Here is a 26,365-nt window from a genome sequence, read left to right on the forward strand (position 1 = left end):
TCGGCCGGCGATCTATGTCGGGGGGGAGATCTATACCCGCCCGTCGTTCGGAACGAATCATCCGCTGTCCTACACCCGACAAGGTGCTGTCGAGGCGCTCTGCCGCGCGCTCGGATGGTTGCCGCCCCAGGTTTGCCGCACCGCGCCGCAAGCCACGCCCGAAACGCTCAGGCGGCTGCATGCGGCACCCTATGTCGGTGCGTTGAAGGCGGCGAGCGAGCGAGGCAGCGTCACCCGTCACGAGCGCGAAACCTACCGTTTCGGGACGATGGAAAATCCGATCTTCGCCGGGTTGTTCGAGCGCGCCGCGTCGACCGTCGGCGGTTCGATGCTTGCGGCGCAATTGGCGCTCGAAGGCAAGGTGGCGTTCCACCCCGCAGGCGGCACCCACCACGGCCGACCCGACCGGGCGAGCGGGTTCTGCTATTTCAACGATCCGGCATTTGCGATCCTCGCGTTCCTCGACGCGGGGCTCGAGCGGGTGCTCTATGTCGATGTCGATGCACACCACGGCGACGGGGTGTTCGATGCCTTTGTCGGTGATGCGCGGGTCGCCTGCGTCTCGATCCACGAGGAAGATCGCTGGCCTAATACGGGCACGCTGGGCGAACAGGGCGAACGAGCGCTCAATGTGCCGGTGCCGGAGCGCGTCACCGACAGCGAATACGCCGCCGCAATGCGCCAACTCGTGATGCCGTTCGCCGAGCGATTCGACCCGAAAGCGATCGTCATCACCTGCGGGGCGGACGCGCTCCACGGCGATCCGCTGTCGCATATGGAGCTGAGCAACCGGGCGCTGTGGAGCGCTGTGCTCGATCTCTGCGCGCTCGACCTGCCGACCGTCGTGCTGGGCGGGGGCGGCTACAACCCGTGGACCACGGTGCGCTGCTGGGCGGGCCTGTGGGGAGTGCTGTCCGGTCGCGAATTTCCCGAAACATTGCCCGACGAGGCGCTTACGCTGCTGGCAGGTTTCGAGTCGGACCTGGTCGATGAGGACGAGCTCGAACCGTACTGGCTCGACCGGCTGGCCGACCCGCCGCATGTCTCATCGGTCAGGCCCGAGGTTGCGGAACGCCTTGCTGCGTTGGCAAGTGTGCATTTCGCGGTCGAAGATGCAGCCGGGCCTATACATTAGGGAAAGCTAATGTATAACCGACCGAACGCCTGAAGAGCGAAAGGGAGAGATCGTTGCGCTGGATGGAACGACTGCAAGCGATCGAACCGCTGGAAGATGCGGTGTTCGATGCCGGGTTGGTCGCGGCGATGGAACATCGCGCGGGCGCAACGCTCGACCGGTCGATCCGCTTTTCCACCCCGACCTTCAAGGAATACCAGAGCGACGAGTTGCAGGGGTGCGGCAAGAATTCATTCCCCGCGTTTTCGATCACGGCAGGCGGTTGCGCGCTCAATTGCGACCATTGCCAGAAGAAGATCCTCGAGCCGATGATCCCGGCGACCAGCCCGGACATGCTCGAACAGAAGGTTCGCGACCTGATCATGCTGCAGAACCTGCAGGGGTTCCTGCTGTCGGGCGGGTCGAACAAGCGCAACGAGATCCGCTACGAGCGGTTCCTGCCGGTGGTCGAGCGGCTCAAGAACGAGTTCCCGCACCTCAAGGTCGCGATCCATACCGCGCTGCTCGACGAGACGCTGGCCAAGAGCATGGAAAGCGCCGGGGTCGATACCGCGATGATGGACGTGATCGGCGCGCAGGAGACGATCAACGAGGTCTACAAGCTCGATCGCCCGGTGGAGGATTTCGAGGCCACGCTGGCGGCGCTGACATCGACCAGCATGGAAGTGACTCCGCATATTGTCGTCGGGCTGCACTATGGCGAGATTCGCGGAGAAGCGAACGCGCTCGACATCATCTCGCGCTATGACGTGACCGCGCTGGTGCTGGTAGTGATCATGCCGTTTTACGCCAAACCGGGCACCTTCAAGACACCTTCGACCAGCGATGTCGGCAGGATTTTCCTCGAATCGCGCACCCGGTTGGCGGACAAGAAAGTCCTGCTCGGCTGCGCCCGCCCGCCGGGGATGCACAAGCGCGTGACCGATGCCTACGCCGTGATGGCAGGGCTCGACGGGATCGCTTTCCCGGCCGACGGTGCCGTTGCGGTCGCCAGCGCGATCGGGCGCCCGTTCGAGCAGGAGCACGCCTGCTGTTCGATCAAGCTTGGCCAGACCGGGGCCGATACCACCAGCCGCGTCGCCTGTGCGGCGTGACACGACGATGACTTTGGGAGACATCCGCCAATGAGCTGCCTCAAGAACGAAACCGCCCAGCCTTCCTCTTCGGGCGCCAATGGTGCGGATTTCAACGCGGCGGTGGCGATGCAGCCGCGCGTGCCGGACTTTATCTCGCCCGAGCTGCGCAACGGCGGGCGGGTAAAGACGGCCAATGCCGCTCCGCAGGGTGTCTACCTGCCCAACAACAATATCCAGACCCCCAACATGACCTCGCCCGAATACGTGCAGATCAGCACGGCCGCGGCGATGACGCTGGGTTTGATGCCGGGATCGATGCACGGCTGTTCGTGCACCCGCTGCCTGAACCTGTTGCTGACCTATCCGGAAGGCTGCCGCGCCAACTGCGCCTACTGCGGGCTGGCGCGCCACCGCGAGGCCGACCGCGACTATGCCGACCGCAACTTCATTCGCGTCGATTGGCCGGCGGTACCGATGGCGCAGATCGCCGAGATTGTCGGGCGTGACGGGGCGAAGAGTCCGTTCCACCGGATGTGCATCTCGATGATTACGCACCCGAAGTCGGACGAGGACACGTTTACCGTGCTCAAGACCTGGACCGACCACGTCTCGCCCGACGATATTCCGGTCTCGATCCTCTCCAACCCCACCACGATGCAGCGCGCGGACGTGCAGAAGCTCAGGGACATGGGCTCGGACATCTTCACCGTCGCGCTCGATGCGGCGACCCCGGAAATCTTCGACCGGACCCGCGGCAAGGGTGTGCAGAGCCCGCACAACTGGAACAAGTACTGGGAAATCCTCAATGCCGCGCGCGACATCTTCGGGCCGAAGAAGTTCGGGGCGCATATCATCGTCGGGATGGGTGAAACCGAGTTCGAGTCGCTGACTCTCGTTCAGCAGCTGGTCGACATGGGCGGGCACAGCCACATGTTCTGCTTCTATCCCGAGAAGGGCAGCCTGATGGACCACCTGCCGGCAACCCCGCGCGACCAGTGGCGGCGGGTCCAGCTGGCGCGTTACATGATCGACTATTGCGGCGTGCGGGTCGACCAGATGAAGTTCGACGGCGAAGGCCGGGTGGTCGATTTCGGCCTGCCCTCGGGCGAAGTCGACGCGATCATCGATGCCGGTATCGCATTCCGCACCAGCGGCTGTCCCGGCAAGTTCCAGGAAGATATTTCGGCGTGCGACCGGCCTTATGGCGACAGCCCGGTGTCCGACATCGCCAGTTATCCGTTCCAGCCCGAGGGTGCGCACCTGAAGAAGATTCGCACCCAGCTCGGCCGGGTTCGTCCGGGTGAGGAATATACCCCGGGCGAGGAATTCGAGAGCCTCTGATGGCGGCGCGTTTCCGGGTCGTCGATACCGGGGTTCGTACGGGCCGGGAGAACATTGCGCTCGACAGTGCAATGATCGAAGCGCGGCTGGCAGGCGAGATCGAAGATACGATCCGCTTTATCCAGTTCGAGCCGTGCGCGCTGGTCGGGCGGCACCAGGACCTTGCGCAGGAGCTCAACCTCGATGCCTGTGCCGCACGCGGAGTGCAGACCGTGCGGCGAATGACCGGCGGCGGGGCGATTTTCATGGATGGCGGCCAGCTGGGCTGGGCGCTGGTGTGCGACAAGCGCGCGTTCGGGCAGGTTACGCTCGCCGATGTTACCGAGAAAATCTGCACCGGGATCGCTGCGGGGCTTTCCAAGTTGGGCGTCGATGCCCGGTTCCGCCCGCGCAACGATATCGAGATCGAGGGGCGCAAGGTCTCGGGTACCGGCGGATTCTTCGACGGCAATATCCTGATTTTCCAGGGCACCGTGATCCTGGACCTCGATCCGGCGGCGATGATGGCGGTTCTCAATGTTCCGCAAGCCAAGTTGGCGAAGCGCCAGCTGGCCGATGCCGGTGCGCGGGTGACCTCGCTCAAGGCGGAGCTCGGCACGATGCCGTCGCTCGACCGGGTGAAGCAGGTGCTGATCGAAGGTCTCACCGAAACACTCGGCATCGATACGGTCGACGGTACCCTGACCGCGCACGAACAGGAACTGGCCGACAAAGCCTATACCGAGGAAATCGGCACGGAGGAATTTGTCACCGAGATATGCGATCCTGCGCGCGAAGCGGGCGTGCTGACCGGCCAGAACGCTGGCCGCAATCTGACCGCCTACGTCAGGGTTGACGGCAAGCAGGATGCGCGCATCCGCGAAGTGCTGTTCGTGGGCGACGTGTTTGTGACCCCGCCGCGCGCAGTGCTCGATCTTGAATCGCACCTGCGCGGCAGCCAGCTGGCCGATATCGAGCGCAAGACCGCCGAATTCTTCGAAAGCGCCGGGGCGTCGATGCTTGGCGTTTCCGCAGCGGATTTCTCTGCCGCTGTGCTCGACGCCGCCTGCCTTCCGGCGTGAAGCAACTCACTGTCATCCAGCACACCTCGGCCGACTACCTCGGGCTGATCGAGGATCATCTCGAAGGGAGGCGGATTCGCTTCCACTACCACCGCCCGTTCACCGAGGCGGGCAAGATACCTCCGTTCGATCATGTCGGCGACGGGCTGATCCTGCTCGGCGGCGGCCCGTGGGGCAGTGCAGGCGGGCGCGACGTGCCAACGCTGGCGGAAGAAGTGGCGCTCGCGCGGGCGTGCTTCATGAGCGGGATCCCCACGATCGGTATCGGTCTCGGTGCCCAGATCGTTGCTTTGGCGTGCGACGGATCGGTCGAGGCGGCGCCGCTCGCATTCACCGTCGAGCCAGCGAATCGGGTGCGTGAAGACGCACTCGCCGGGTTCATGCCCGAAAGCTGGATCAATCCCGTCTATATGCGCGATCGCCCCGTCCCGCCTGATTTCGCGACCATCCTGGCTCAGGACAGCGCCGGTCGTCCGGCGGCATTCCAGATCGGCGAAACGGTGTTCGGGTTCACCGGGCACCCCGGCTTCAAGCGCGCGATGGCCGAAGACCTGATCATGGAGTTCGAGGAAGTACCTGAAAACTCAGGACCTTCGCTCGACCGGTTGGGATTGGAAAAGAATTCCATCGGCGACGCGCTGGTGCCGATCATGACCGGGATCGTGAAACTGACAGGATGGATGCGCGAAGAGGGCTGACCTCTCTTGCTTAATTAGAATATCCTAATATGATGCCCGTCAGGAACCCGAAAACGGGCCACCAACAGGAGAGAGCCGAATGGCCGACAAGCTGCTAATCATCATGGCCAATACCGACCCGTCAAACGGGGAGGAACTCGGTGCGCCGATCTTCCAGGCGACTGTCGCCGCGGCGATGGAATACGAAGTCGAGGTCATCTGCACGGCGACTTCGGGCAAGTTGATGAAGAAGGGCGTGGCTGAAAGCCTCGTGGTCAAGCCAGGATCGGACAAGACCGTCTATGACTTTATCAAGGACGCGCACGATGCCGGGGTCAAGTTCCTCTGCTGCTCGCCGAACCTCGACCTGTTCGACATGGGCAAGGACGACCTGATCCCCGAGTGCAGCGAAATCGTCGGCGGTGCCTACCTGATCGAGCAGGTGATGGAAGAAGACGACGTCAAGGTGCTGAGCTACTGAGGGCGGGGCGATGGGCGCGGTTCACACTTCCACCCGGGTCGAAAAGTACATCGGCGATCCCGTCGAGGGGATCGAGGAAATCGACCGCGACACGCTGCAGGAGATTTTCGACGATATCCAGGCGGACCTGCGCTTCGATCACGAGCTCAACGGTTGCCTGAACTGCGGCATCTGCACTGCCACCTGCCCTGCTGCGCATTACTACGACTTCAGCCCGCGCGAGATCGTCCAGCTGCTGTGGACCGAGAATCTCGAAGGCATCTACGATGCGATGCAGGAGAAGATCTGGTCCTGCGCGCAATGCTATACCTGTGCGGCGCGGTGCCCGTTCGGCAATTCGCCGGGCGGTCTTGTGATGCTGATGCGCGAAACTGCGATCAAGCACGGGATGGAAAGCGCCAAGAGCGTGCTGCGCCCGTTCAGCCGGGTGATGCTCAAGCTGATTTCGACCGGCAACCAGCTGTCGCCGGACATGATCAACCCCGATCACTTCGGCGACTGGGGCCCCAACATTTCCAAGATCGACGCGCCGCTCCAGGTGCTGCGCAAAGCGATCCCGATGCCCACGCTCAACACCATCAAGACGGCGTGGGAAACCAACCTCAAGACCTCGGTCGAACTCTATACCATCTGGGAAGAATCGGGCGTGCTCGACCAGCTGGAGACGATCGACGAGAACCTGTTCGACGTGATCGAAGACATCATGGACGAGAAACGGGACGAATGGGACGACTTCCTCGAAGACCAGGAAGATGAGGACGACGAGGATTAAGGAGACAGGTGATGTCCACCCCCACGGGAAATGACGGAGAGCGCTTCACCGGCCACGGGTCGGAATGGCGCGATTCGAACCTCTCCGCCGCCGATGCGGCGCAGGCGACAAGCTGGGTCGAAGCGAAGATCGACAAGCGCTCGATGCTGACCAACAAGGATCGCGTCCACGATATCCGCGACGTGATGTGGCAGCTGGAGAAAGAGGGCGAGATCAAGGTCCACCGGATCGAGGACCAGCACGCGCCGCGCATCGCCAAGACGCTGTATGGATGGGACAAGAAGATCCCTACCCGCCAGCTGTGGCATCACAAATCGTGCGGCCAGTGCGGTAACATCCCGGGCTATCCCACGGCGCTGCTGTGGATGATGAACGAGATGGACATCCCCTATCTCGACGAGACCGACCAGACCAGCTGCACCGCGTGGAACTATCACGGTTCGGGCATCGGCAACGTCGTCAGCCTCGCGGCGGTGTTCCTGCGCAATTTCCACCAGGCCTATGTCTCGGCCAAGGCGGAAGGGCTGCCCGAAGGATACTACTATCCGCTGGTCCACTGCGGCACGTCGTTCGGCAACTACAAGGAAATCCGCGAGTACCTGCTGCTGAGCGCGACCTTGCGCGAGAAGGTGACCGAGATCCTCGGCAAGCTCGACCGGCTGGTTGACGGCAAGTTGCTGATTCCCGAAGAGATCGTCCACTATTCGGAGTGGGTCCACGCGATGCGCAAGGACATCGCGGCACGGCAGGTGTTCGACGTGTCGAACGTGCGCGCAACGATCCACCCGGCGTGCCACGTCTACAAGATGATCCCGCAGGACGTGATCTACGATGACGAAGTGCTCGACGGCAATCGTGTCGCCGTTTCCACTGGCATCGTGCAGGACCTTGGTGCGCAGGTGATCGACTATTCGACGTGGTACGATTGCTGCGGCTTCGGCTTCCGCCACATCATTTCGGAGCGCGAGTTCACCCGCAGCTTCGCGATCGACCGCAAGATCAAGGTGGCGGTCGACGAGGCGCATTCCGACGTAATGATCGGCCACGACACCGGCTGCATCACCACGCTCGACAAGAACCAGTGGATCGCCAAGGCCGACGAACGCAATGCCGGTAGGGACTATTCGCTGCCGGTTATCGCAGACATCCAGTTCGCGGCGCTCGCCTGCGGCGCGCACCCCTACAAGATCGTCCAATCGCATTGGCACGCATCGCCGATGGAGCGGCTGTTCGAGAAGATGGGGATCGACTGGCAGGCCCGGAAGGCCGAGTTCGAGGACTACCTCAAGCTCGTCGAGAAGGGCCAGCAGGACAACCTTTACGATCCGCGCCGCCGCATCACCGGTGGCCCGGGCTACATTCCGCCAGAAAAACGCACAGCAATTGAGGCGCAGCCGTGAGCAAATCCATTCTCGTTGTCGGCGGCGGTCCCGCCGGCCTGGCCGCCGCGCATTCGCTGGCGATCGCCGGGCAACAAGTAACCCTGGTCGACAAGGCCGACCGGCTGGGCGGCGCGCCGATCCTCTCGGGCTATGCCAAGCTGGCCCCGAGCTTCGAGTGGGCAAAGGACGCGATCGGGCCGATGGTCGACCGCGTCGTGAATAGCCCCAACGTCAAGGTCGTGACCGAAGCGACCGTGACCGAATTTTCCGGCGAACCGGGCAATTTCACCGCCAAGCTTTCGACCGGCGACACGGTGGAAGCCGCGGCGGCGATCCTTGCCACCGGTTTCACCCACTTCGACAGCGTCAATAAGCCCGAATGGGGTTTCGGCCTCTTCCCCGATGTCGTCACCACGACCCAGGTCGAGCAGATGATCTCGAGCGGCAAGGGCATCCGCCGTCCCTCGAACGGCGAGCCGCCAAAGCGCGTCGCTATCCTGCTGTGCGTGGGTAGCCGCGATCGCCAGATCGGGCGCGAATGGTGCTCCAAGATTTGCTGCACCGTTTCGGCCAAGATGGGCATGGAAATCCGCGAGGAACTGCCGGATTGCCACGTCTACATCTACTACATGGATATCCGCACCTTCGGGCTCTACGAAGAAATCTACTGGCGCAGCCAGGAAGAACACAAGGTCAAGTACATCAAGGCGCGTATCGCCGAAGTGACCAGCGACGGTGACAAGGTGATCGTCAAGGGCGAGGACACCCTCGTCAAGCGCCCGATCACGATCCCGTTCGATATGGTGGTGCACGCGATCGGGATGGACCCGAACGTCGACAACATGCTGCTGTCGAGCGTGTTCGGGGTCGACCTCCACCATTGGGGCTTCATCAAGCGCGAGAACACCTACGGCGTGATGGGCGCGACCAACCGCGAAGGCGTGTTCGTTGCCGGCGCTGCGACGGGCCCGGAAACGATCGACGATTCGATCGCGCAGGGCACCGCAGCGGCAATGTCGGTGCTTGGCTCGCTCGCTCCGCCGGCCGTAGCGGCCGAATAGGATCGTGGCGGCGCGCGCACATCTGTCGGGCTACCATCCGGGGGAAGAAGACCTCGCGATCCGGCTCGACCTCGATGGCGAGGCGCTGTCGGGTGCGCTTTCGGGGCTGCTTGCCGCGTCGGAGCGGCACGGCGGGATCGAGAAGATCGTCGAGGCGATCAACCTCAAGGTCTCGCTGTTCGGCGACGCGCTTGAAAATGGCGGCAAGGACCTGACCCCCGAGCGGTTTATCAAGCTGCTGATGTTCCTGCCGACCGTTCGTCGCCGCGCGGCCAACTACACCGAAGGTTCGGACTTCCTCGCGCTGAAGGCGGCGGTTTGCGAGCTGCTCGAAGAAGGCGATGCCGATGCACGCATTGCACGCTTCCAGACCCATTTCCCGAGCGGCAAACGCTATCGCTGGGTCCGCGACCTGGCGTGCGAAATCCTCCACAACACCAACCGCGAACTCTACCCGCTGATGACCCGCTGGCTGTGGGACCACAAGGCGAACTCGGGCGTGCTGCGTGAGATCTGGTTTGCCGAAGACGTCGACAACATGATGATCGACGTGCCCGACACTTACGCAACCTTCCTCAAGCTGCGCGAGGAGCTGTCGGGCTACCTGACCGACAACGGCGTGTTCCGCGACGTGCCGTGCTACGTCGACCTGCTCTGCGCGCAGGTCTACGCCGGCTACATCGCTTCGCAGGGCGGTGCTTTCCTCAAGGCCGACTTCGCTTCCGAGCAGGACAGTTTCCTGTTCGTGCTGCGGCTGCTCGGGCTCGACGGCGGCAAGCCCAAGACCGCCTCCGATGACGAAGATCGCGACAGCGACGATATCGACCTGTCCGACATCATGACCACCTCGCGCCTGCTCGGGAACGCATAACATGCCCATTCACGAAAAGAGCCTGATCCGCCCGGAAAACCTCGAGACGCACGAAAACCTCGTGATCGACGGGATCGACGTTTCAGGTGACTGGTCGACCTTCATCCGCAGCCGCGTGGTGACCGACTACAACGAAGACCTGCAGGACGAAATCGCGGCGCTGCCCGGCGGGGAGTACATCCACCGTTGCTGGCAATGCGGATCGTGCACCAACAGCTGCACGGTCAACGCCGAAAACCCCGACTTCAACCCGCGTTACTGGATCTACCTGATCCGCATGGGGATGGAGAGCGAGTTGGTCCGCGACAAGGACATCATCTGGCAGTGCGTCAGCTGCAACAAGTGCACCAGCGCCTGTCCGCGCGACGTCGTGCCCGAAGGGGTGATGAAGGCGACCGCGCACTGGCTGGAAATGAAGGGTTATACCGAGAAGACGAACTCTACCGTGTTCGACGAGATCTTCACCGGCCAGGTGGTCGAGCGCGGCAAGATCGAAGACGGCGAAGTGCTGATGGAGTTCCTCAAGGAAACCAAGCAGCCGCTGATGCAGGATTGGCTGGTTCAGCTGGTCAAGCAGATGGTTGCCGGCTTCCCGGTGTTTGCGCTCCTCAAGATGGGGATGGCCACGGTGTTCAAGCCCAAGACCAGCGACTGGTCGAAAGCGCGCGACGCTATCAAGAGCCATATCGAAGAAGAAAAGGCCGATGCGCGCAAGGCGCTGGGCCTCGAACCGGCAGAGTAAGGACGGGCGATGCACGATACCCGCAAGGAACGGTACAAGAAGGTCGCCTACTACCCCGGCTGCGCGCTGGAGGGGTCGGGCCAGCCGTACGATATTTCCACCCGCGCGGTGGGCAAGAAGCTCGGCCTCGAACTGGTCGACGTGAAGGACTGGAACTGTTGCGGTGCGATGGAGGTCAAGAACATCGATCCCGAAGTGCAGACCTATCTCTCTTCGCGGGTGATGAGCCAGGCCAAGCACAAGAACAAGGCCGACGTGGTGATGGCACCGTGCAACGGCTGCTACCACAACCTCAAGAAGGCCGAACACGACATCGCGCAGAAGCCGAAGTCGAAGGAAGTGGTGGAGAAAATCTCCGCCAAGGCCGGGCACGAAGCCTACCAGCCGGGCGAGATCGAGACGATCCACGCGCTTGACTGGATCAAGTGGGGCTTTGGCGAGGAAGAGCTCAAGGCCAAGATCAAGGGCGGGCTCAAGGGCCTGAAGATCGCCAACTACTACGGCTGCATGTACACCCGGCCGCGCCACATCTTTCCGGAGAAGGGCAAGGGCGGCGACAGCGAGAGCCTGACGAAGCCGCACTACATGGACGACCTGCTGGCGGTTGCCGGGGCGGAGAACGTCGATTTCCCGCTCAAGACCGCGTGCTGCGGCGGGGCGCACACGCTGTCGGATTCGGACATGTCGACCAAGCTGGTGCTCAATATCCTCGAGGCGGCGGAAGCGGCGGGTGCGGAAGTGATTGCAACCGAATGCCCGACTTGCCACTCGGGGCTGGAGATGCACCAGATCCGTGCGCTCAAGCGGCTGTCGAAGGATACCAACGTCAAGGTGATCTACTTCACCCAGCTGCTCGGCCTCGCGATGGGGCTTTCACCGCGAAAGGTCGGGCTCAACGCCAACGTTTCGCAGTCGATCCCGCTGTTGAAAGCGAAGGGGATCGTCTGACGATGCGCAGCATCACCGAAATCGAGCAGTGGCTCAATTCGGGTGAACGCGTGCCGACAGCGCTCGGTCATGCCGAGCAGCTGCTCGTCGCGGGCGAGGAAGTGCTGGAGAACTGGATCTTGGCGCACGGCGGGAAGCCGACCCGCGACACGCGCGAAGGGTTCCGCCTGCTCGCGCTGCATCGACAGGGCGCAAAGGGCGATCCCAGTTTCAATGCCTGCCGCGAAACCTGCCGCGAACTGGCGTATCATTACAATCTCATTCGCTACGCCGAAAATGCGGACAACGATGCCACCACGATCGCGATGATGCGCCTCGTGACAAAGCATCTCGTGCTGTTTATCGGCGGAAAGCTGCAGGAAGCGGGGTTGGGGGATTTTTGCTGTTCGTCCCGCCCGCGCCGAATGACACCTGACGACACCGTCGAACCCTTGGGAGCCGATCATGCCTAACGTACGCGGATGCAACCTGCCCGACGACCTGCTCTACGATGTGGAAAACCACATCTGGATCAAGGAAGAAGGCGACGGCAACATCAAGCTCGGGATGACCGCGGTCGCGACCGCGCTGGCGGGCGAACTCGTCGCATTCACGCCCAAGAAAGTCGGTAAGGAAATCAAACCGGGCAAGTCCTGCGCGATCGTCGAAAGCGGCAAGTGGGTCGGCCCTGCGAAGACAATGGCAGGTGGTGAGATCGTGGCGGTAAACGAGGCATTGGTCGCCCAGCCGAACCTTGCCAACGCCGATCCTTACGCAAACTGGATGGTGATCCTTGCGCCGGACGACTGGGATGGCGTAAAGGGCCAGCTCACTCCCGGCAGCGAGGTTGCCGGGCCATACGAGGCAAAGATGGCCGCCGACGGTTTCGAAGGCTGCGGTGGCTGACGGACGGGACAAGTCGAAAGTGGAACTACCGCTCGAGCGGATGCAGGAGAATGCCACGCAGGCTACCGGCCTGCTCAAGTCGATGGCCAACGAGTCGCGGCTGATGATCCTGTGCCTGCTGTCACAGCAGGAAATGTCGGTCGGTGAGCTAGCGCAGCGGATCGAGCTCTCGCAGTCGGCGCTGTCGCAGCATCTCAGCATCCTGCGACGTGAGAAGCTGGTGAAGACCCGGCGCGAATCGCAGTTCGTGTGGTACTCGCTCGCCAGTGAAGAGGCCGAGCGCGTGGTCCACACGCTCTACGACATTTACTGCGCGGACTGCGAAATCGACTGACGCGCGCCTCCTAGAGGCAATGGATCAGCACCTTGATCCGCGCTTCGTGAAACACCTTCCACGCATCGAGCAGCGCAGCATCGGCTGACTCGGCTTCACTCGCCTGCGCGCGGACCGCTGCGTGCATCGCTGCGATCAGCGGCAACAATTGCTCTTTCAGCTCCCCGGTGCGCAGGTCTCCGGGTGTCCACCCGATGTAGAGTGCATCGTGCTGCAATTGGGCGAGATCGTCGCTTTCGATCGCCATGCCTTTCAGGCGTTGGACTTTGGCGAGATCTTCCTTTGCCAGGTGGCTCTGAAAATAGCTCTCCGCATTGTCGGCGATCGCTTCGAGATAGGTCTCGAGCGCGAGCGTGCGGTCCATTTCGGCCGATTGGCGATCCTGCGTCACGAGCCTGCCTTGCTGTCCATCCCGGTCACGCTACGCAGCGTGTAGGCGGCGGACAACAGGTTTCCTTCCGCACGGATGCGGGCGGTTTGTGCAGACAATGCCTCGCGCGATGCGTCGAGCAGGGCGAGCTGCGGCTTGGCCCCGGCCTTTACTTCGAACTGCGTGCTGCGCAGTGCGTTCTGGGTCGCGGCGGCGCGCTTCTCGGTGGCGACGACCATTGCCCGCGCAGCCTGCACGGCTTCGTAGCTTTGCACTGCTTGCACTTTCACGTTTTGCTCGGCGAGCCGGGCATCGGCAGCTGCGGCGCGGGCATCGGCTTCGGCCTTGGACACTTTCGCGCCAACCCGGCCACCGGTGAAGAATTTCCATTGCCCGCGCAGGCCAACACTGGCGCTGTCGGCCTTGTACCCGGGGAAGAACTGGTCGCGTACGGTCGATGCCTCGGCATAGGCGCCGATCGTCGGCATGCGGTCCGCCTTGGCCGAGCGGACCCCCGCGTCGGCCATTTCCGCTGCCTTGCGGGCCTGCGCCAGCTGTGGGTTGCTCGCGACCGCCATCTGCGCGGCCTGGTCGGACGAGGCCGGAACCGGCGGGGCAGGGGGCAAGGCATCGTCAGGGGAGACTGGCTGCCCTGCCAGCCCCTCCAGCTGCGTTTCTGCCGCCTTGAGGTTGCCGCTCGCTCCGGCGAGGCCCGCCTGTGCCTCTGCCAACCGCGCTTCGGCCTGGGCTACATCGGTCGAAGTGGCCGAGCCGACCTTGTACATCAACCTGGCGTTGCGGAGCACTTCCTGCAGCATCTCGGCCATCGCGCTGTAGCTGGCGACTTCGCGCTTCGCGGCAACGGCCTGCGTATAGGCAGCGATCACTTGCAGCCGCAGGTCTAGCATTGCGGCATCGACCCCGATGGCGGCGATCTGCTGGCCGACCTTTGCCTGGTCGATCGCCGCGTTCACGCGTCCGCCGGTATAGAGCGGTAGCTCGATCCCGACCTGTGCCGCGCGCGGCTCGACGTTGTCGGCGGGCAAGGCAAAAAAGCCCTGCGGATCGATCCGCCCCCACCCGATCTGTCCTTGCACGCTGGCGGAAGGGGCGCGTTCCGCGCGCGCCTGGGCGACGGTGGCGTCGGCAGCGTCCTCCCGCGCACGCGCGGCCTCAAGTGCCGGTGAATGCGCGATGGCGGCTGCCAGCGTCTCGTCGAGCGACTGCGCGGACGCGGGTTGCGCGAGTGCAATCGCCGAGAGCGCGGCAAGGGAAATCAGCGGTCTGTGCATCGAATTCTCAGCGGAAAGCGCAGCCTTCCTTCACGCCAAACTTTGCGAAGATCATCGCCGCCGGGCAAAACCCGGTGAAGCTTGCCTGGAGCATATTGAGCCCGGCGAAGATCGTCAGCGCGATCCACCACGGATTGACGGTAACCGACAGCACGGCACCCACGAGCACCACGATACCGGCAAAGGCGAGTACGGCACGATCGAGATTCATTTCCTGGTCTCCTTTTTCAGTTCATTTCCAGCTTCTTGATGCCCATTGCGTGCATCGCGAGCTTTTCGAAGAACGGTTCGCTCTGGCCTTTGCGCACCTTGCGCAGGAAGTACTTTTCGAAGCCGATCTTAGCCAAGTGGACCCACTTGCCTTCAGACGCCCAGTTGGTGTTGCGCGGGGGAATTTGCGGCTTGGCAATGAAGGCCACGCCGCCGTCACCGAAGTCGGCGAGGCACACCGCATTCCACGTCGCTTCGTGGGTCGTCTCCTGTCCTGCGTGGAGCTCTTTCAGGTTTTCCGCGACCGCAGTGACCATGCTTTCGATCATGAACCCGGTCTTGGGTACGCCCACCGGCAGCGGGGTCGGCCCGGTCGGCGGGATCGCGATGCACACGCCGAGCCCGAACACGTTCTGGTACTTGGGATTGCGCTGGTGCTTGTCGACGATCACGAAGCCGCGCGGGTTGACGAGTCCTTCGAGCCCCATCAGTGCGGGCACGCCGCGGAACGGCGGCATCAGCATGCACCAGCCGAAATCGAGGTCGTGGGTCTTTTTCTCACTACCGTCTTCGTTGACCTCGACCATGTGGATCGTGCCTTCATCGACGCTGGCGACCTTGGCGTTGGTGATCCACTTGATGTGGCGATCACGCATTTCGCTTTCGAGCATGCCTTTGGTGTCGCCCACCCCGTCCAGGCCGAGGTGGCCGATATAGGGTTCGGGCGTGACGAAGGTCATCGGCACCTTGTGGCGGATGCCGCGCCGCTTGAGCGCGGTGTCGAGCGTCATCGCCATCTCGTATGCCGGACCGTAGCAACTGGCACCTTGCGCCGCACCGACCACGATCGGGCGCGGATTGGCGCATAGTTCTTCGAACTTGGCGTGGGCTTGTGCGGCGCTGGCGGTCTCGCAGATCGAGACGGTGTTGCGTTCGGGGCCGAAGCCTTCGATCTCATCCCATGCGAGGTCGGGACCCGTTGCAATTACAAGATAATCGTAATCGATCGAGGTGCCGTCGCCGAGGTCCATGCGGTTCTCGTCCGGGTGGACTCGCGTCGCGCCAGAGCCATTGAAGCCGATACCCTGCTTGGCCATGATCGGGGGCAGGTTGACCCGGATCGCCTCGGGCTCGCGCCAGCCGACCGCGACCCACGGGTTCGAAGGGACGAACCAGTAGTCATCCCCCTTGTTGACCACGGTAACGCGCGCCTTCCCCTTCAGTGCAGCGCGAATTTCGTAAGCGGCGATGGTCCCCCCAAGGCCTGCTCCGAGCACGACGACGTGCGACTCAGCCATGACATCTCTCCTCGCGATTTGAAGCTTGACTGCTAAAACATATACACGATATGGGCAAGTAAATAATCGAAAGGTTCAAAATGTTCGGATTCGGAAAGTCCAAGGCCATCCGCGATATCGCCCCGGGCGTGCTCCACGACATGGTGCTCGACAAGCGGGCGGTGGTCGTGGACGTGCGCGAACCGGGCGAATACGCCGCTGGCCATATTCCCGGAGCGATCAACCTGCCGCTCTCACGGTTCGACCCTTCCCAGTTGCCCGATGCGAAGGGCAGGACCATAGTGCTCAACTGTGCGGGGGGAGTCCGCTCGGCCAAAGCCCTTAAGATGTGCCCCGACGAGGTCGCAGATGCGCACCTGCAAGGGGGGATGGGTGCGTGGAACCGCGCAGGTCTCCCGATCGAGCGATAGGTTCGCGATGCACAAGTCTTTTACCCTGATTGCACTGGCTGCCGGACTTGCGCTGGCATCGTGCGGCGGCGCGGACGAGAGAGCCACGCCAATTGGAAATGCGACCCAGCGCCCGTCGCTGGTCCTGCGCCAGCTCGATGTGCCGAACTGGACCTCGGTGAGTGCGGAAGTCTCGACTGTCGACCAGGCCAAGGCGCTGGCGCGCATTCAGGGCGTTTTGACCTCGCTTTCGGTGACCGACGGCGACTACGTCAAGAAGGGTCAGGTGATCGGCCGCATCGTCGATAGCCAGCTGGGCTACCAGGCCGGAGCCTACGGCGCGCAAGCCGCGGCCGCACAGGCACAAGCGGCGCAGGCGCAGGCGGAGCTCGAACGCTCCAAGTATCTCTACGACAACGAGGTTTATGCCAAGGCGCGGCTCGAACAGGCGCAGGCCGCTGCCAGCGCTGCGCAGGCGCAAGTCAACGCTGCGCGCCAGCAGCAAAAGGCTGTCGGTGCAGTTGCGGGGCAGGGCGCAGTGCTTGCCCCGGCGACCGGCCGGGTGCTGGCTGCAGATATTCCGGCAGGCTCCCCGGTCGCGCCGGGGATGGTGATCGCCATCGTCACTTCGGGCCCGGTCGTGTTGCGGCTCGATATTCCCGAATCGCTTGCGACCAAGATCCATCCGGGCAGCGCGGTGCGCGTGACCGGCGAGGATGGGCAAGTGCTTACCGGCGCAATTGCCAAGGTCTATCCTGCCGTCAGCGGCGGGCAGGTTCGGGCCGATGCCAATGTGGCGGGCATTGATGCGAAGCTAATCGGACGGCGGCTTGCGGCGGAGGTCGACAGCGGCGCACAGAAGGCGCTGGTCGTACCCGCCGACTACATCGCGACGCGCTTCGGGGTCGACTACGTAACCGTGAAGCCCAAGAGCGGCGAGCCCGCGACCGTGCCAGTGCAGACCGCGCCTTCGGGCGAGGCCGGCAAGGTCGAAATCCTGTCCGGGGTCGCCGCAGGCGAAACGTTGCTCAAGCCGCTCCCCGGGGACGCCGGGTGAGCGATCTGGGCATCTCCGGCCGGCTGACCCGGGCGACGATCAATTCCCCGCTGACACCGCTGTTCCTGCTCACGGCGATCCTCGTCGGGATCATCGCAACGATGACGATCCCACGCGAGGAAGAACCGCAGATTAGCGTGCCGATGGTCGACATTCGTGTCGCTGCGCCGGGCCTTTCGGCGAGCGACGCGGTCGAACTGGTGGCCAAGCCGCTGGAAACGATCGTCAAGTCGATCGACGGGGTCGAACACGTATACACCCAGGCCGAGGACAACGGCGTGATGGTCACCGCGCGGTTCAAGGTCGGCTCCGATGCCGACGATGCTTCGACCCGTGTCCAGGAGAAGATCCAGGCCAATATCGACCGGATTCCGGTCGGCATACCGCCACCGCAAGTGACCGTCCGCGGGATCAACGACGTGCCGATCGTGGTGCTCACGCTCAGCCCCAAGCCCGGCGCTCCGGGCAAGTGGAACGACCAGGCGCTCTATGAACTCGCCGAGCGGTTGAAGACCGAAGTCGCCAAAGTCGAAAATGTCGGGCTGACGTTCATTGTCGGCGGGCAGCAGCAAGCGATCCGCATCGTTCCCGATCCGGCGAAACTTGCCGCCAACCGCGTGCCGCTCGGTAGCGTGATCGAGGCGGCGAGCCAGGCCAATCGCAGCTTCCCTGTCGGCACCGTGCGGGAGAATGGGGAAGCGGCTACGGTGATGGCGGGGCAAACGCTCAAAACCGCGAAAGAAGTCGGCGACCTGCAGGTCCGCTCGATCACCGGCGCGCCGGTATACCTGAAAGACGTGGCGACAGTCGTCGAAGGGCAGACGCAGTACCAGCACCGCGTGTGGCAATGGGCGCGCGACGGCAAGGACGACGCGTGGAATTCCGCCCCGGCGGTGAGCCTCGCGATCGCCAAGCGCACCGGCTCGAACGCGGTCAACGTGTCTGATGCAGTGGTTGAGCGGATCCACGAGCTCGAAGGGCCGCTGATCCCGAGCAGCGTGAAGGTCAGCATCACCCGCAACTACGGCGAGACTGCGAACGAGAAGGCCAACGAGCTTCTGTTCCACCTCGCGCTGGCGACGATCTCGATCGTCATCCTGATCGGGTTTGCCATCGGCTGGCGCGAAGCGGGTGTGACCGCGATCGTCATCCCCACCACGATCCTGCTGACGATGTTCGCCAGCAACGTGATGGGCTTCACGATCAACCGCGTCAGCCTGTTCGCGCTGATCTTCTCGATCGGCATCCTCGTGGACGATGCGATCGTGATGATCGAGAACATCGCGCGGCACTGGGCGATGAATGATGGCCGTGACCGCAGGCAGGCGGCGATCGAAGCGGTGGCCGAAGTCGGGAACCCGACGATCATCGCTACGTTGACGGTGGTCGCCGCGCTTGTGCCGATGCTGTTCGTGTCTGGCCTGATGGGCCCCTACATGGCACCGATACCGATCAACGCCAGCGCGGCGATGGTGTTCAGCTTCTTTGTCGCGGTGATCATCGCGCCGTGGCTGATGATCCGTTTTGCGCGCACCGCGCTTTCGAGCCACGAGCACGAGGATTCGCATGGCGGCAAGATTGGCGCGCTCTACGGGCGGGTCGCTGCCAAGGTCATCCGCGACCGCAATACCGCTCGCCGGTTCCTGATCGGGGTAGGGGTGGCGACGCTTGTCGCGTGCTCGATGTTCTACTTCAAGGCGGTGACGGTGAAGCTGCTGCCGTTCGACAACAAGTCCGAAGTCCAACTCGTGGTCGACATGCCCGAAGGGACCAGCCTCGAGACGACCAGCGGCGTGCTTGAGCGCGCGGGATCGGTCACCCGTAGCTTCCCCGAGGTTGAATCGCTCGAAGCCTATGCCGGGACCAGCGCGCCGTTCAATTTTAACGGGCTGGTGCGGCACTATTTCCTGCGCGACAAGCCGTGGATGGGTGATCTGATGGTGACGCTCTATCCCAAGGGCGACCGGTCGCAGTCGAGCCACGAGATCGCGGTCGCGCTGCGCAAGAAGCTTGCCGAAGCGATCCCGCTGCCGCCGGGTGCCTCGATCAAGGTCGTCGAAACGCCGCCCGGTCCACCGGTGCTGGCGACGCTGCTGGCGGAAATCTATGGCCCCAACGAAGCGGTGCGCAGGGCGACCGCGCTGCAAGTCGAGAAGATTTTCAAGTCGATCCCGTTCATCGTCGATGTCGACAACAGTTTCGGGCAGGCGGTGCCCCAACTCAGGATCAATCCCGACCGCAGCAAGCTCGACTACTACGGCCTGTCGCAGCGGCAGGTGTATGACAGCATCGGCGCGCTGATGGGCAACCAGACGGTCGGATACGCGCCGCAAGGGATGGGCCGGATGCCGCTGCCGATCCAGATCGGGCTAGACCAGTCACAGCGTAGCTGGAGCCAGGGCTTGGGCGCGACCCCGGTGGCGGCGATGCAGGGGCCGGGCGGACCGCAACTGATCCGCCTCGACCAGGTGGTGGACGTGACCAACGCCAAGGGCGGTGAGTCGATCTATCGCCGAGACGGGCGCGGCGCGACGATGGTCATGGCTGACCTTGCCGGACGCTACGAAGCGCCGATTTACGGAATGCTCGCGGTCGACAAGGCGATCGACAATTTCGACTGGACGAAGCACGGCCTGGAAAAGCCGGAAATCAGCTTGCATGGCCAGCCGACCAACGAGCAGCACACCACGCTGCTGTGGGACGGTGAATGGGAGATCACCTGGGTCACTTTCCGCGACATGGGCGCGGCGTTCATGGTCGCGCTGCTGGCGATCTACGTGCTGGTCGTCGGCCAGTTCAAGAACTTCAAGATCCCGCTGGTGATCCTCACGCCGATCCCGCTCACACTGGTCGGGATCGTGCTCGGCCATATGCTGTTCGGGGCACCGTTCACCGCTACCAGCATGATCGGCTTCATTGCGCTTGCGGGGATTATCGTGCGCAATTCGATCCTGCTGGTCGATTTCATTCGCCACGCGCGAACGCCTGAGAAATCACTGCGCGACACGCTGCTCGAAGCCGGCATGATCCGCTTCAAGCCGATCGTGCTGACCGCGGCGGCGGCGATGATCGGCGCGGCGGTAATCCTGACGGACCCGATTTTCCAGGGGCTGGCGATCTCGCTATTGTTCGGCCTTGCCAGTTCGACCATCCTGACGGTGCTGGTGATCCCGGCGATCTACGTCGTCCTGCGCGACGATGGCCGCCCGCTGACGCTGTTCCCCGAGGAGGCGAGCGAATGAGCGCGAAAATCCTGATTTGCCCTTCGTGTGGTGCAGCAAACCGCGTGCCATCCACGCGGCTGGGCGAAGGCCCGGTTTGCGGAAAGTGCAAGGCGGCCTTGACGCCGCGCGATCCGCCGTCGGTCGGCGGAGCGGTCCTGGCGAAGATGATCGCCCGGTCGGACGTGCCGGTCGTGGTCGACTTCTGGGCTCCGTGGTGCGGGCCGTGCCGTGCGATGGCACCTGCCTATGCCGCTGCGGCCGCGCAATTGGGTGGGCAAGCGGTCTGCGTCAAATGCGATACCGAGGCCGAACAGGCGGCAGGGGCGCAGCATGCGATCCGCTCGATCCCGACGCTGGCCGTGTTTTCCGGGGGCAGGGAGGTCGCGCGGCAAGCGGGCGCGATGCCGCAAAACGTGATCGTGCAGTGGATCCGGCAGGCCCTGCCCGCCGGTTGACCGAAATCGCTTTCAGTTCCGGCTGAGGATGCGGGCGAAAGTCGCGGCGCTGCCGCTGCTCGCCGGGCGTCCCGACGGACGCTCGCGGTGGGCGTCGAACGCAGTACCGGCCAGCGCATCGAGCAGGTCGCTCGCGCCGAGCATCTGGTCGCGGTCGACCCGGTAGTAGATCTTCTTCCCGTCGCGCCGGGTAATCACCAGCGAGGCCTTGCGCAGGATTGCCAGCTGTTGCGAAAGCCCGGGCTGGGCGATCCCGGTGGCTTCCTCGATTTCGCTGACCGAGTGCGGCTCGTCCTTGATCGCACACAGGATCTGCAGGCGCACCGGGTGGGCCACCGCGCGCAGCACTTCGGCGCTGCCGTCGAAATCGCGATCGATCGGTTCAGCCATTGGCGTTTCCCGGCTTTGCTGGCTTGTAAAACCATTCGCTCGCGGTCGAACTCGCGAACAAACCATCGGTGGTCTCACCGGGCACTTGCAAAAGATTGCCGCCGGGCTGCCAGTCCGCCGGGACCAGCGCGTCGTCGCGATCGGCCAGCTGCAGCGCTTTCAGCAATCGCAGCATTTCGGGAATCGAGCGTCCGACGTTCGAAGGATAACAGATCGAAGCCCGCAGGACCCCGCCCGGGGAAATGAAGTAGGTTGTTCTCACGCCGGTCGCATCGGCCGCATCGCCGCCGACCATCCCGTAGGCGCGGGCGATCTCGACCGTCGGGTCTTCCACGATCGGGAAAGTCACTTCGAATCCGGTCATGTCGTAGATCGAGCGAACCCACGCCAAGTGGGAAAACAGGCTGTCGACCGACAGCCCTATCAGGGTGCAGCCAAGCGCCTCGAACTCCGCCTGGGCCTTCGCAAGCGCGACGAATTCACTGGTGCATACCGGAGTAAAATCGGCCGGGTGGGCGAACAGCACGACCCACCGGTCGTCGTAGTCGCCAAGGTCGATCGGACCTTGCGTGCTGCGCGCGGTGAAGCGCGGTACGACATCGCCGATCCGAAGGGGTGGCGCAGGAGTAGTCTGGCTGGCAAATTCGTTCATGATCGTCCGCAGGTTAAGCCAGCCGTTCGCTTGACGCAAGACATATACATTATTACTTACAATTTTTAATTAGGAATGGGAATGCGATGATGGCCGACAAGGCTCGAGATACTGCTCTCGAACGGGCTTCCGAGGTAACCCGCAGCGCACTTGCAGGCGCTGCGGCAGCACCCGTTGTCGCAACCTTCTTCGACGAAGCGACGTTTACTGCCACCCACGTCGTGCACGATCCCGCGACCTTCACGGCGGCGATAATCGACTCCGTGCTCGACTACGATCCCGCGGCGGGCGCGGTTTCCCACGCTTCGGCTGATCAAGTGATCGCCTATGTGCGGGAAAACGGCCTGACTGTCGCATGGTTGCTCGAAACGCACGCCCATGCCGATCACTTGTCTGCTGCACCTTACCTGCAAGACCAGCTCGGCGGCACGATTGCGATCGGCCAGGACATCACCGAGGTCCAGCGCACCTTCGGCGTCACTTTCAACGAGGGCCAAGCATTTGCGCGCGATGGATCGCAGTTCGACCGGCTGTTTGGTGATGGCGACACCTTCCGTATCGGCGAGCTCGAGGCGGTGGTGCTGCACGTCCCCGGCCATACCCCGGCGGATGTCGCATATGTGATCGGCGATGCAGTGTTCACCGGCGACACGATGTTCATGCCCGATTATGGCACCGCGCGGGCGGATTTCCCGGGCGGCGATGCGCGCGAGCTCTATCGTTCGATCCGGCGTCTGTTGTCGCTTCCCGGCGAGAGCCGGCTGTTTCTCTGCCACGACTACAAGGCACCCGGCCGCGACCACTATGCGTGGGAGACTACCGTCGCAGGGGAGCGCAAGGGCAATGTCCACGCGGCCGACGGAGTGAGCGAGGACGATTTTGTCGAGATGCGCGAGACGCGCGACAAGGGATTGGGGATGCCGCGACTGATCCTGCCTTCGATCCAGGTCAATATGCGTGCGGGGCATTTCCCGGAGCCGGAAGACAACGGCACGCGCTACCTCAAGATCCCGCTCACAGGCGCCTGAACGCCGTAGCCGCGCTATCCGGCGCTCCGTCGATAGATCGGAGTCCCGGCAGATTGAGAAATGGGTTGCAAACCACGGCGGATTGGTCGGGGAGACAGGATTCGAACCTGCGACATCCTGCTCCCAAAGCAGGCGCGCTACCAGACTGCGCTACTCCCCGACCGTGTGCCGTCCGGCCCGATGGTGGGCCCGGCAGGATTCGAACCCGCGACCTAGCCGTTATGAGCGGCCAGCTCTAACCGCTGAGCTACAGGCCCTTCGCCGGTGCCGGAGCGCGCGCGGTAGCCTGCGCGGGTGCTACTGGCAAGCGTCTCTGAGGCCCGCCGCTGCGGCAATCTCGGCGACGGTCGTCGGTGCGACCGCGCGCATCTCCAGGTAGGTGTAGATCCGCTCGAACCAGTCGTAGAATCGTTCAAGGTCGGCTTCGCTCCGCACGTAGGGGGTGTGGCCGACCGCGAGCGAGGGCGAATGGAAGCTCAGCACCAGCAACGGCAGCCCGTCGTCGAGCGCCATGTCGATCCCGCGCAGCGCCTCTTCGGCGGTCACCCCTTCGGGCGTCAGAGCAATCCGCTCGAGCAGCCCGAGCCGCGAGAACACGCCGCGTCCGCGCGGGATTCGGTCTAACAGCGGGTTGAGCAACCGCCCTTGTCGCCGCAGCAGGCCCCAGTAAACCGTCGTCAGCGGCAGCTCGAGCAGGTCTCGCTCTCCACCTTCGACCCAGTAAGGGACCAGCGGGTGATCGGCGTAGTTCGGCCCGTACCCGCCGCGATAGTCAAAGTTGGCGCGCACCGAGCTGTCGACCGACACCCCCGCATCGCGCATCAGCCGCGCGGTTTCGGGGCCGAGGCCATAGCGGCCCGCGCGGTAGATCAGCGGCTGAGTACCGAAGTTCTCGGCAATCGCGTCGCGCAGGCGCAGGAACTTGTCGCGTTCGAGCGCGGGCGGCAGGTTGCCGACATATGAATTGCGCTCGTTGACCTCTTCTTCGAACGGCGGGTTGACCCACGGGTGCAGCTGGATGCCGACTTCAGCCTTCCCGGCCTTTACCGCTCCGCCGAGCAGCTCAATCGCTGCCGGTGCTTGCACGATCGGCCAGTCGACGAGGTAGGTGGGGACCACGCCCATCGCTTCGCACATCTGCTGGAACCGGGCGATATGCGGGACATGTTCGACACCGTGCCGATCGCGCGTGAACGGGCCGTTCCAGTCGAATTCTTCCTCCGTATCGACCGTCAGCAGCGAGCGTTGGCCGAAGTCCTTGCCGAGATCGGCTTTGCGCCCTGCGCCGGGCGGTTGTGTGATCGGACGCTCGCTCAAGCGCTGGCCCCGCTGCCGCGATTGCCCTTCAGCCGGACACCGCTTCGTCGGCAATGTCGCTAGGGGCGGGCTTGGTCTTGGTCAAGCACGGGAGCCGGAGCAGTAGCTGGCCGCGCTCGCTCACAAGATCGCCACCAGCCGCGCGCGCTTCGGCCCGCGCCAAACGCAACGCAAAGCCGACACCGAACATACCGGCGCTGACTGCGCCCGATGCCCGGGTCCCGTCGGCGAACACGTCGTCGCGCGCGGCAAGTGCTGCGGGCAGGGCGCAATCGAGCGTGGCGGTGCCGTTGGAGCATTCGAGCGACAGCGCGATCTGTTCGCCTGCGCCGATCGATCCGGTGAGTGTCGCCAGCAGCCGCCATGCGAGCGCTTCTGCCTCGGTGGGTGCAATCGGCACCTTCACGCCGCCGGTTTCGGGCAGGGTCAGCACGAAGCCTGCGTTGCGGGCCCTCAGCACTTCCTGCAGCTGCGCGGCGAGGCGCGAGAGGATCGCCGCGAAGTCGCTCTCACCATCTTCGAGCGCAAGCGCACCGCTCTCGAGTTTGGCCAGCCGGTCGAGTTCGTCGAACCCGGCAAGCATCCGTGCGGCATCGCCGGCAATCGCTGCCGCCAGCGCGCGGTATTCGTGCGGAGTCGGCCCGAACAGCTGTTGCTGGATCACTTCGGCAAATCCCTGGATCGCATTGACCGGGGTCTTCAGCTCGTGGAGGAGCTGGCGCATCAGGTCCGCGCTGCGATCTCCCTGTCGAGGGTGCGATACCGTCGGTGTTTCGGGCGGGCGGCGGAAGCGCCCCGCGTAACCGTAGAAATGGCCGCCCGGATCGGTGAATCGCGGCGTCGCATCGACGATCCATTGGCCCGCGACTTGCGGCGCGCCGTCCCAGCTCAGCGCGAAGTGGCGCAGCGGTTGGCGATCTCGGCGGGCGGCGTCGCGTGCCGGCGGCAGGGTCGCCCCGACGACCATCGGCGCAACACCGGCTTCCGCCCAATCGATCCGCCCTTCGGCATCGGTGGTGAAGGCGAATCCGGCGAGCGGGGCGCGGATCGGTTCGCTCCGATCGCCGAGCGGCAAGCGCGGCGAGTCCCCGCTCGGCTGGCGGGTCGGGCGGCTCTTGCGGAAGCTCTCGATGCGGCGGACCAGTGCGCCGATCTCGCTGTCCTCTGCCTCTGCTTCGGGTTCCGCAGCACGTTCGTCGATTAGGTCGTTCGCTGCGATCGGGCGCGCGGGGCCATGATCGAGTTCGACCTCGGGTTCGACCGGCAGGTCGGGGCTCGGCAGGCCACGGTCGCGCACCCCGAGCCGTTCGAGCAGCTCCATCGTCGGCGCGGGCAAATCGCGGCGCAGGCGCAGGAAGCCGCGGGCACGAACCGGAAGGCGGGGGATCACCGCCTCCCAGTCGTCTGCTGAAAGTTGGGCCACGCCGAGCGCGGCAGCGGCAATCTCCGGCTCGTCGTCGGCCAGGTGCATCACCAGTTCGGGATTGCGGAAGCGCAGGCCCGGTTCGCGGATCATCGTCGCGCGGTCGGACACTGCGATCGTTTCACCGAGTGCCGCCAGCCGCAGCCAGGCGGCGGCCAGCAGGCTCTCGTCTCCGGTCGTGCGACGCGCGCCGAGCAAGTCGAGCAGCTGGCGATACTGTGTTCGCGCCGCACGCTCGCCCGCGGCGCGGTGGCGCAACACGGTGGCAAGGCGGTCGTCGATCTGCATCGGCTTGCTTAAAACTCTCCAAATGGGCCCACGGGCCCTGCGCTGAATCGGCGGCGGCGCTCGCGCGCCTTCGCACGGGTGCTTCTAACAGGCCCACGAACCTGCGGAATCGGCAGTGCGGGCTGCGTTGCAAAGCGGGACAATTGCTGGCAGAAACAATAATATTAGCCGCAAGGGCGATTCTGCGCGGCAATCGTTGCTTTGCT

At 63.9% G+C, this 26,365-nt stretch carries 28 protein-coding genes and 2 tRNA genes; 20 read left to right on the top strand and 10 right to left on the bottom strand.

Going from position 1 to position 26,365, the window contains the following annotated elements:
• Nucleotides 1-64: 64 nt before the first annotated feature.
• From CJO11_RS12640 to CJO11_RS12710, 15 genes are all read left to right on the top strand, one after another.
• Complete coding sequence (locus tag CJO11_RS12640) at nucleotides 65-1,135, top strand: arginase family protein (RefSeq protein WP_276271155.1); 1,071 nt, start codon at nucleotides 65-67, stop codon at nucleotides 1,133-1,135.
• 62 nt (nucleotides 1,136-1,197) lie between these two features.
• Nucleotides 1,198-2,229: a radical SAM protein gene (locus tag CJO11_RS12645; RefSeq protein WP_095013028.1), complete on the top strand. Its 1,032-nt coding sequence runs from the start codon at nucleotides 1,198-1,200 to the stop codon at nucleotides 2,227-2,229.
• 30 nt (nucleotides 2,230-2,259) lie between these two features.
• The gene (locus CJO11_RS12650) at nucleotides 2,260-3,552 is read left to right on the top strand and encodes a radical SAM protein (protein ID WP_095013029.1); all 1,293 of its coding nucleotides are present in this window, start codon (nucleotides 2,260-2,262) and stop codon (nucleotides 3,550-3,552) included.
• Nucleotides 3,552-4,613 carry a lipoate--protein ligase family protein gene (locus tag CJO11_RS12655; protein ID WP_095013030.1) on the top strand — a complete coding sequence of 354 codons (1,062 nt, stop codon included), beginning with the start codon at nucleotides 3,552-3,554 and terminating at the stop codon, nucleotides 4,611-4,613. The genes CJO11_RS12650 and CJO11_RS12655 overlap by 1 nt, the downstream gene beginning before the upstream one ends.
• Nucleotides 4,610-5,311, top strand: a complete 702-nt coding sequence (locus tag CJO11_RS12660) for a type 1 glutamine amidotransferase family protein (RefSeq protein ID WP_095013031.1) — start codon at nucleotides 4,610-4,612, stop codon at nucleotides 5,309-5,311. The genes CJO11_RS12655 and CJO11_RS12660 overlap by 4 nt, the downstream gene beginning before the upstream one ends.
• A gap of 79 nt (nucleotides 5,312-5,390) precedes the next feature.
• Nucleotides 5,391-5,771, top strand: coding sequence for a DsrE family protein (locus tag CJO11_RS12665; RefSeq protein ID WP_095013032.1), 381 nt, complete (start codon nucleotides 5,391-5,393; stop codon nucleotides 5,769-5,771).
• A gap of 10 nt (nucleotides 5,772-5,781) precedes the next feature.
• A complete protein-coding gene (locus CJO11_RS12670) occupies nucleotides 5,782-6,543 on the top strand; it encodes a 4Fe-4S dicluster domain-containing protein (RefSeq protein WP_205651079.1) in 762 nt (253 codons plus the stop codon).
• An 11-nt stretch (nucleotides 6,544-6,554) separates the two neighbouring features.
• Nucleotides 6,555-7,943 (top strand): heterodisulfide reductase-related iron-sulfur binding cluster, encoded by a 1,389-nt coding sequence (locus CJO11_RS12675; RefSeq protein ID WP_095013033.1) that lies wholly within the window; start codon nucleotides 6,555-6,557, stop codon nucleotides 7,941-7,943.
• A complete protein-coding gene (locus CJO11_RS12680; protein WP_095013034.1) occupies nucleotides 7,940-8,986 on the top strand; it encodes an FAD-dependent oxidoreductase in 1,047 nt (348 codons plus the stop codon). The genes CJO11_RS12675 and CJO11_RS12680 overlap by 4 nt, the downstream gene beginning before the upstream one ends.
• Nucleotides 8,987-8,990: 4 nt before the next feature.
• Nucleotides 8,991-9,857 (top strand): hypothetical protein, encoded by an 867-nt coding sequence (locus CJO11_RS12685; RefSeq protein WP_095013035.1) that lies wholly within the window; start codon nucleotides 8,991-8,993, stop codon nucleotides 9,855-9,857.
• A 1-nt stretch (nucleotide 9,858) separates the two neighbouring features.
• On the top strand, nucleotides 9,859-10,599 hold the full coding sequence (locus CJO11_RS12690) for a 4Fe-4S dicluster domain-containing protein (protein WP_095013036.1): 741 nt from the start codon (nucleotides 9,859-9,861) through the stop codon (nucleotides 10,597-10,599).
• A gap of 9 nt (nucleotides 10,600-10,608) precedes the next feature.
• On the top strand, nucleotides 10,609-11,547 hold the full coding sequence (locus tag CJO11_RS12695) for a CoB--CoM heterodisulfide reductase iron-sulfur subunit B family protein (RefSeq protein WP_095013037.1): 939 nt from the start codon (nucleotides 10,609-10,611) through the stop codon (nucleotides 11,545-11,547).
• A 2-nt stretch (nucleotides 11,548-11,549) separates the two neighbouring features.
• Nucleotides 11,550-11,999 (top strand): hypothetical protein, encoded by a 450-nt coding sequence (locus tag CJO11_RS12700; protein ID WP_095013038.1) that lies wholly within the window; start codon nucleotides 11,550-11,552, stop codon nucleotides 11,997-11,999.
• A complete protein-coding gene (locus CJO11_RS12705; RefSeq protein ID WP_095013039.1) occupies nucleotides 11,992-12,432 on the top strand; it encodes a biotin/lipoyl attachment domain-containing protein in 441 nt (146 codons plus the stop codon). Before CJO11_RS12700 ends, CJO11_RS12705 begins: the two co-directional genes overlap by 8 nt.
• On the top strand, nucleotides 12,425-12,766 hold the full coding sequence (locus tag CJO11_RS12710) for an ArsR/SmtB family transcription factor (RefSeq protein ID WP_240504499.1): 342 nt from the start codon (nucleotides 12,425-12,427) through the stop codon (nucleotides 12,764-12,766). The genes CJO11_RS12705 and CJO11_RS12710 overlap by 8 nt, the downstream gene beginning before the upstream one ends.
• A 10-nt stretch (nucleotides 12,767-12,776) precedes the next feature.
• Here CJO11_RS12710 and CJO11_RS12715 read toward each other — a convergent pair whose 3' ends face one another.
• Genes CJO11_RS12715 through CJO11_RS12730 form a run of 4 tightly spaced genes read right to left on the bottom strand, consistent with a single transcriptional unit; the run spans nucleotide 12,777 to nucleotide 15,936 of the window.
• Nucleotides 12,777-13,157, bottom strand: coding sequence for a hypothetical protein (locus tag CJO11_RS12715; RefSeq protein WP_150125034.1), 381 nt, complete (start codon nucleotides 13,155-13,157; stop codon nucleotides 12,777-12,779).
• On the bottom strand, nucleotides 13,154-14,428 hold the full coding sequence (locus CJO11_RS12720) for a TolC family protein (protein ID WP_095013041.1): 1,275 nt from the start codon (nucleotides 14,426-14,428) through the stop codon (nucleotides 13,154-13,156). The genes CJO11_RS12715 and CJO11_RS12720 overlap by 4 nt, the downstream gene beginning before the upstream one ends.
• Nucleotides 14,429-14,435: 7 nt before the next feature.
• Entirely contained in the window at nucleotides 14,436-14,639 is a 204-nt protein-coding gene (locus CJO11_RS12725; protein WP_095013042.1) for a YgaP family membrane protein, read from the bottom strand.
• 16 nt (nucleotides 14,640-14,655) lie between these two features.
• On the bottom strand, nucleotides 14,656-15,936 hold the full coding sequence (locus tag CJO11_RS12730) for an NAD(P)/FAD-dependent oxidoreductase (RefSeq protein WP_095013043.1): 1,281 nt from the start codon (nucleotides 15,934-15,936) through the stop codon (nucleotides 14,656-14,658).
• Between the two features lie 80 nt (nucleotides 15,937-16,016).
• Here CJO11_RS12730 and CJO11_RS12735 point away from each other — a divergent pair, with 80 nt between their 5' ends.
• Genes CJO11_RS12735 through trxC form a run of 4 tightly spaced genes read left to right on the top strand, consistent with a single transcriptional unit; the run spans nucleotide 16,017 to nucleotide 21,061 of the window.
• Nucleotides 16,017-16,346, top strand: a complete 330-nt coding sequence (locus CJO11_RS12735) for a rhodanese-like domain-containing protein (protein WP_095013044.1) — start codon at nucleotides 16,017-16,019, stop codon at nucleotides 16,344-16,346.
• A 7-nt stretch (nucleotides 16,347-16,353) separates the two neighbouring features.
• Complete coding sequence (locus CJO11_RS12740) at nucleotides 16,354-17,382, top strand: efflux RND transporter periplasmic adaptor subunit (protein ID WP_095013045.1); 1,029 nt, start codon at nucleotides 16,354-16,356, stop codon at nucleotides 17,380-17,382.
• Nucleotides 17,379-20,624 carry an efflux RND transporter permease subunit gene (locus tag CJO11_RS12745; protein WP_095013046.1) on the top strand — a complete coding sequence of 1,082 codons (3,246 nt, stop codon included), beginning with the start codon at nucleotides 17,379-17,381 and terminating at the stop codon, nucleotides 20,622-20,624. The genes CJO11_RS12740 and CJO11_RS12745 overlap by 4 nt, the downstream gene beginning before the upstream one ends.
• On the top strand, nucleotides 20,621-21,061 hold the full coding sequence (trxC, locus tag CJO11_RS12750; RefSeq protein WP_095013047.1) for a thioredoxin TrxC: 441 nt from the start codon (nucleotides 20,621-20,623) through the stop codon (nucleotides 21,059-21,061). The genes CJO11_RS12745 and trxC overlap by 4 nt, the downstream gene beginning before the upstream one ends.
• A gap of 12 nt (nucleotides 21,062-21,073) precedes the next feature.
• Here the strand turns inward: trxC and CJO11_RS12755 are convergent, their stop codons facing one another.
• The gene (locus CJO11_RS12755; protein ID WP_095013048.1) at nucleotides 21,074-21,451 is read right to left on the bottom strand and encodes an ArsR/SmtB family transcription factor; all 378 of its coding nucleotides are present in this window, start codon (nucleotides 21,449-21,451) and stop codon (nucleotides 21,074-21,076) included.
• Nucleotides 21,444-22,103 carry a peroxiredoxin gene (locus CJO11_RS12760; protein ID WP_095013049.1) on the bottom strand — a complete coding sequence of 220 codons (660 nt, stop codon included), beginning with the start codon at nucleotides 22,101-22,103 and terminating at the stop codon, nucleotides 21,444-21,446. The genes CJO11_RS12755 and CJO11_RS12760 overlap by 8 nt, the downstream gene beginning before the upstream one ends.
• Before the next feature lie 89 nt (nucleotides 22,104-22,192).
• On the opposite strand from CJO11_RS12760, the gene CJO11_RS12765 reads away from it, so the two are divergent.
• Nucleotides 22,193-23,131, top strand: coding sequence for an MBL fold metallo-hydrolase (locus tag CJO11_RS12765; protein WP_095013409.1), 939 nt, complete (start codon nucleotides 22,193-22,195; stop codon nucleotides 23,129-23,131).
• 83 nt (nucleotides 23,132-23,214) lie between these two features.
• Here the strand turns inward: CJO11_RS12765 and CJO11_RS12770 are convergent.
• The 4 genes from CJO11_RS12770 to CJO11_RS12785 all read right to left on the bottom strand — a co-directional run bounded on the left by CJO11_RS12770 (nucleotide 23,215) and on the right by CJO11_RS12785 (nucleotide 26,159).
• Nucleotides 23,215-23,291, bottom strand: a tRNA-Pro gene (locus CJO11_RS12770).
• A 21-nt stretch (nucleotides 23,292-23,312) separates the two neighbouring features.
• Nucleotides 23,313-23,388: transfer RNA gene (locus tag CJO11_RS12775), tRNA-Ile, on the bottom strand.
• A gap of 40 nt (nucleotides 23,389-23,428) precedes the next feature.
• Nucleotides 23,429-24,448 (bottom strand): polysaccharide deacetylase family protein, encoded by a 1,020-nt coding sequence (locus tag CJO11_RS12780; RefSeq protein WP_240504500.1) that lies wholly within the window; start codon nucleotides 24,446-24,448, stop codon nucleotides 23,429-23,431.
• A gap of 28 nt (nucleotides 24,449-24,476) precedes the next feature.
• Nucleotides 24,477-26,159 carry a histidine kinase dimerization/phospho-acceptor domain-containing protein gene (locus tag CJO11_RS12785; RefSeq protein ID WP_095013050.1) on the bottom strand — a complete coding sequence of 561 codons (1,683 nt, stop codon included), beginning with the start codon at nucleotides 26,157-26,159 and terminating at the stop codon, nucleotides 24,477-24,479.
• Between the last annotated feature and the right edge of the window lie 206 nt (nucleotides 26,160-26,365).

The organism is Tsuneonella mangrovi, assembly GCF_002269345.1.
Taxonomy (GTDB): domain Bacteria; phylum Pseudomonadota; class Alphaproteobacteria; order Sphingomonadales; family Sphingomonadaceae; genus Tsuneonella; species Tsuneonella mangrovi.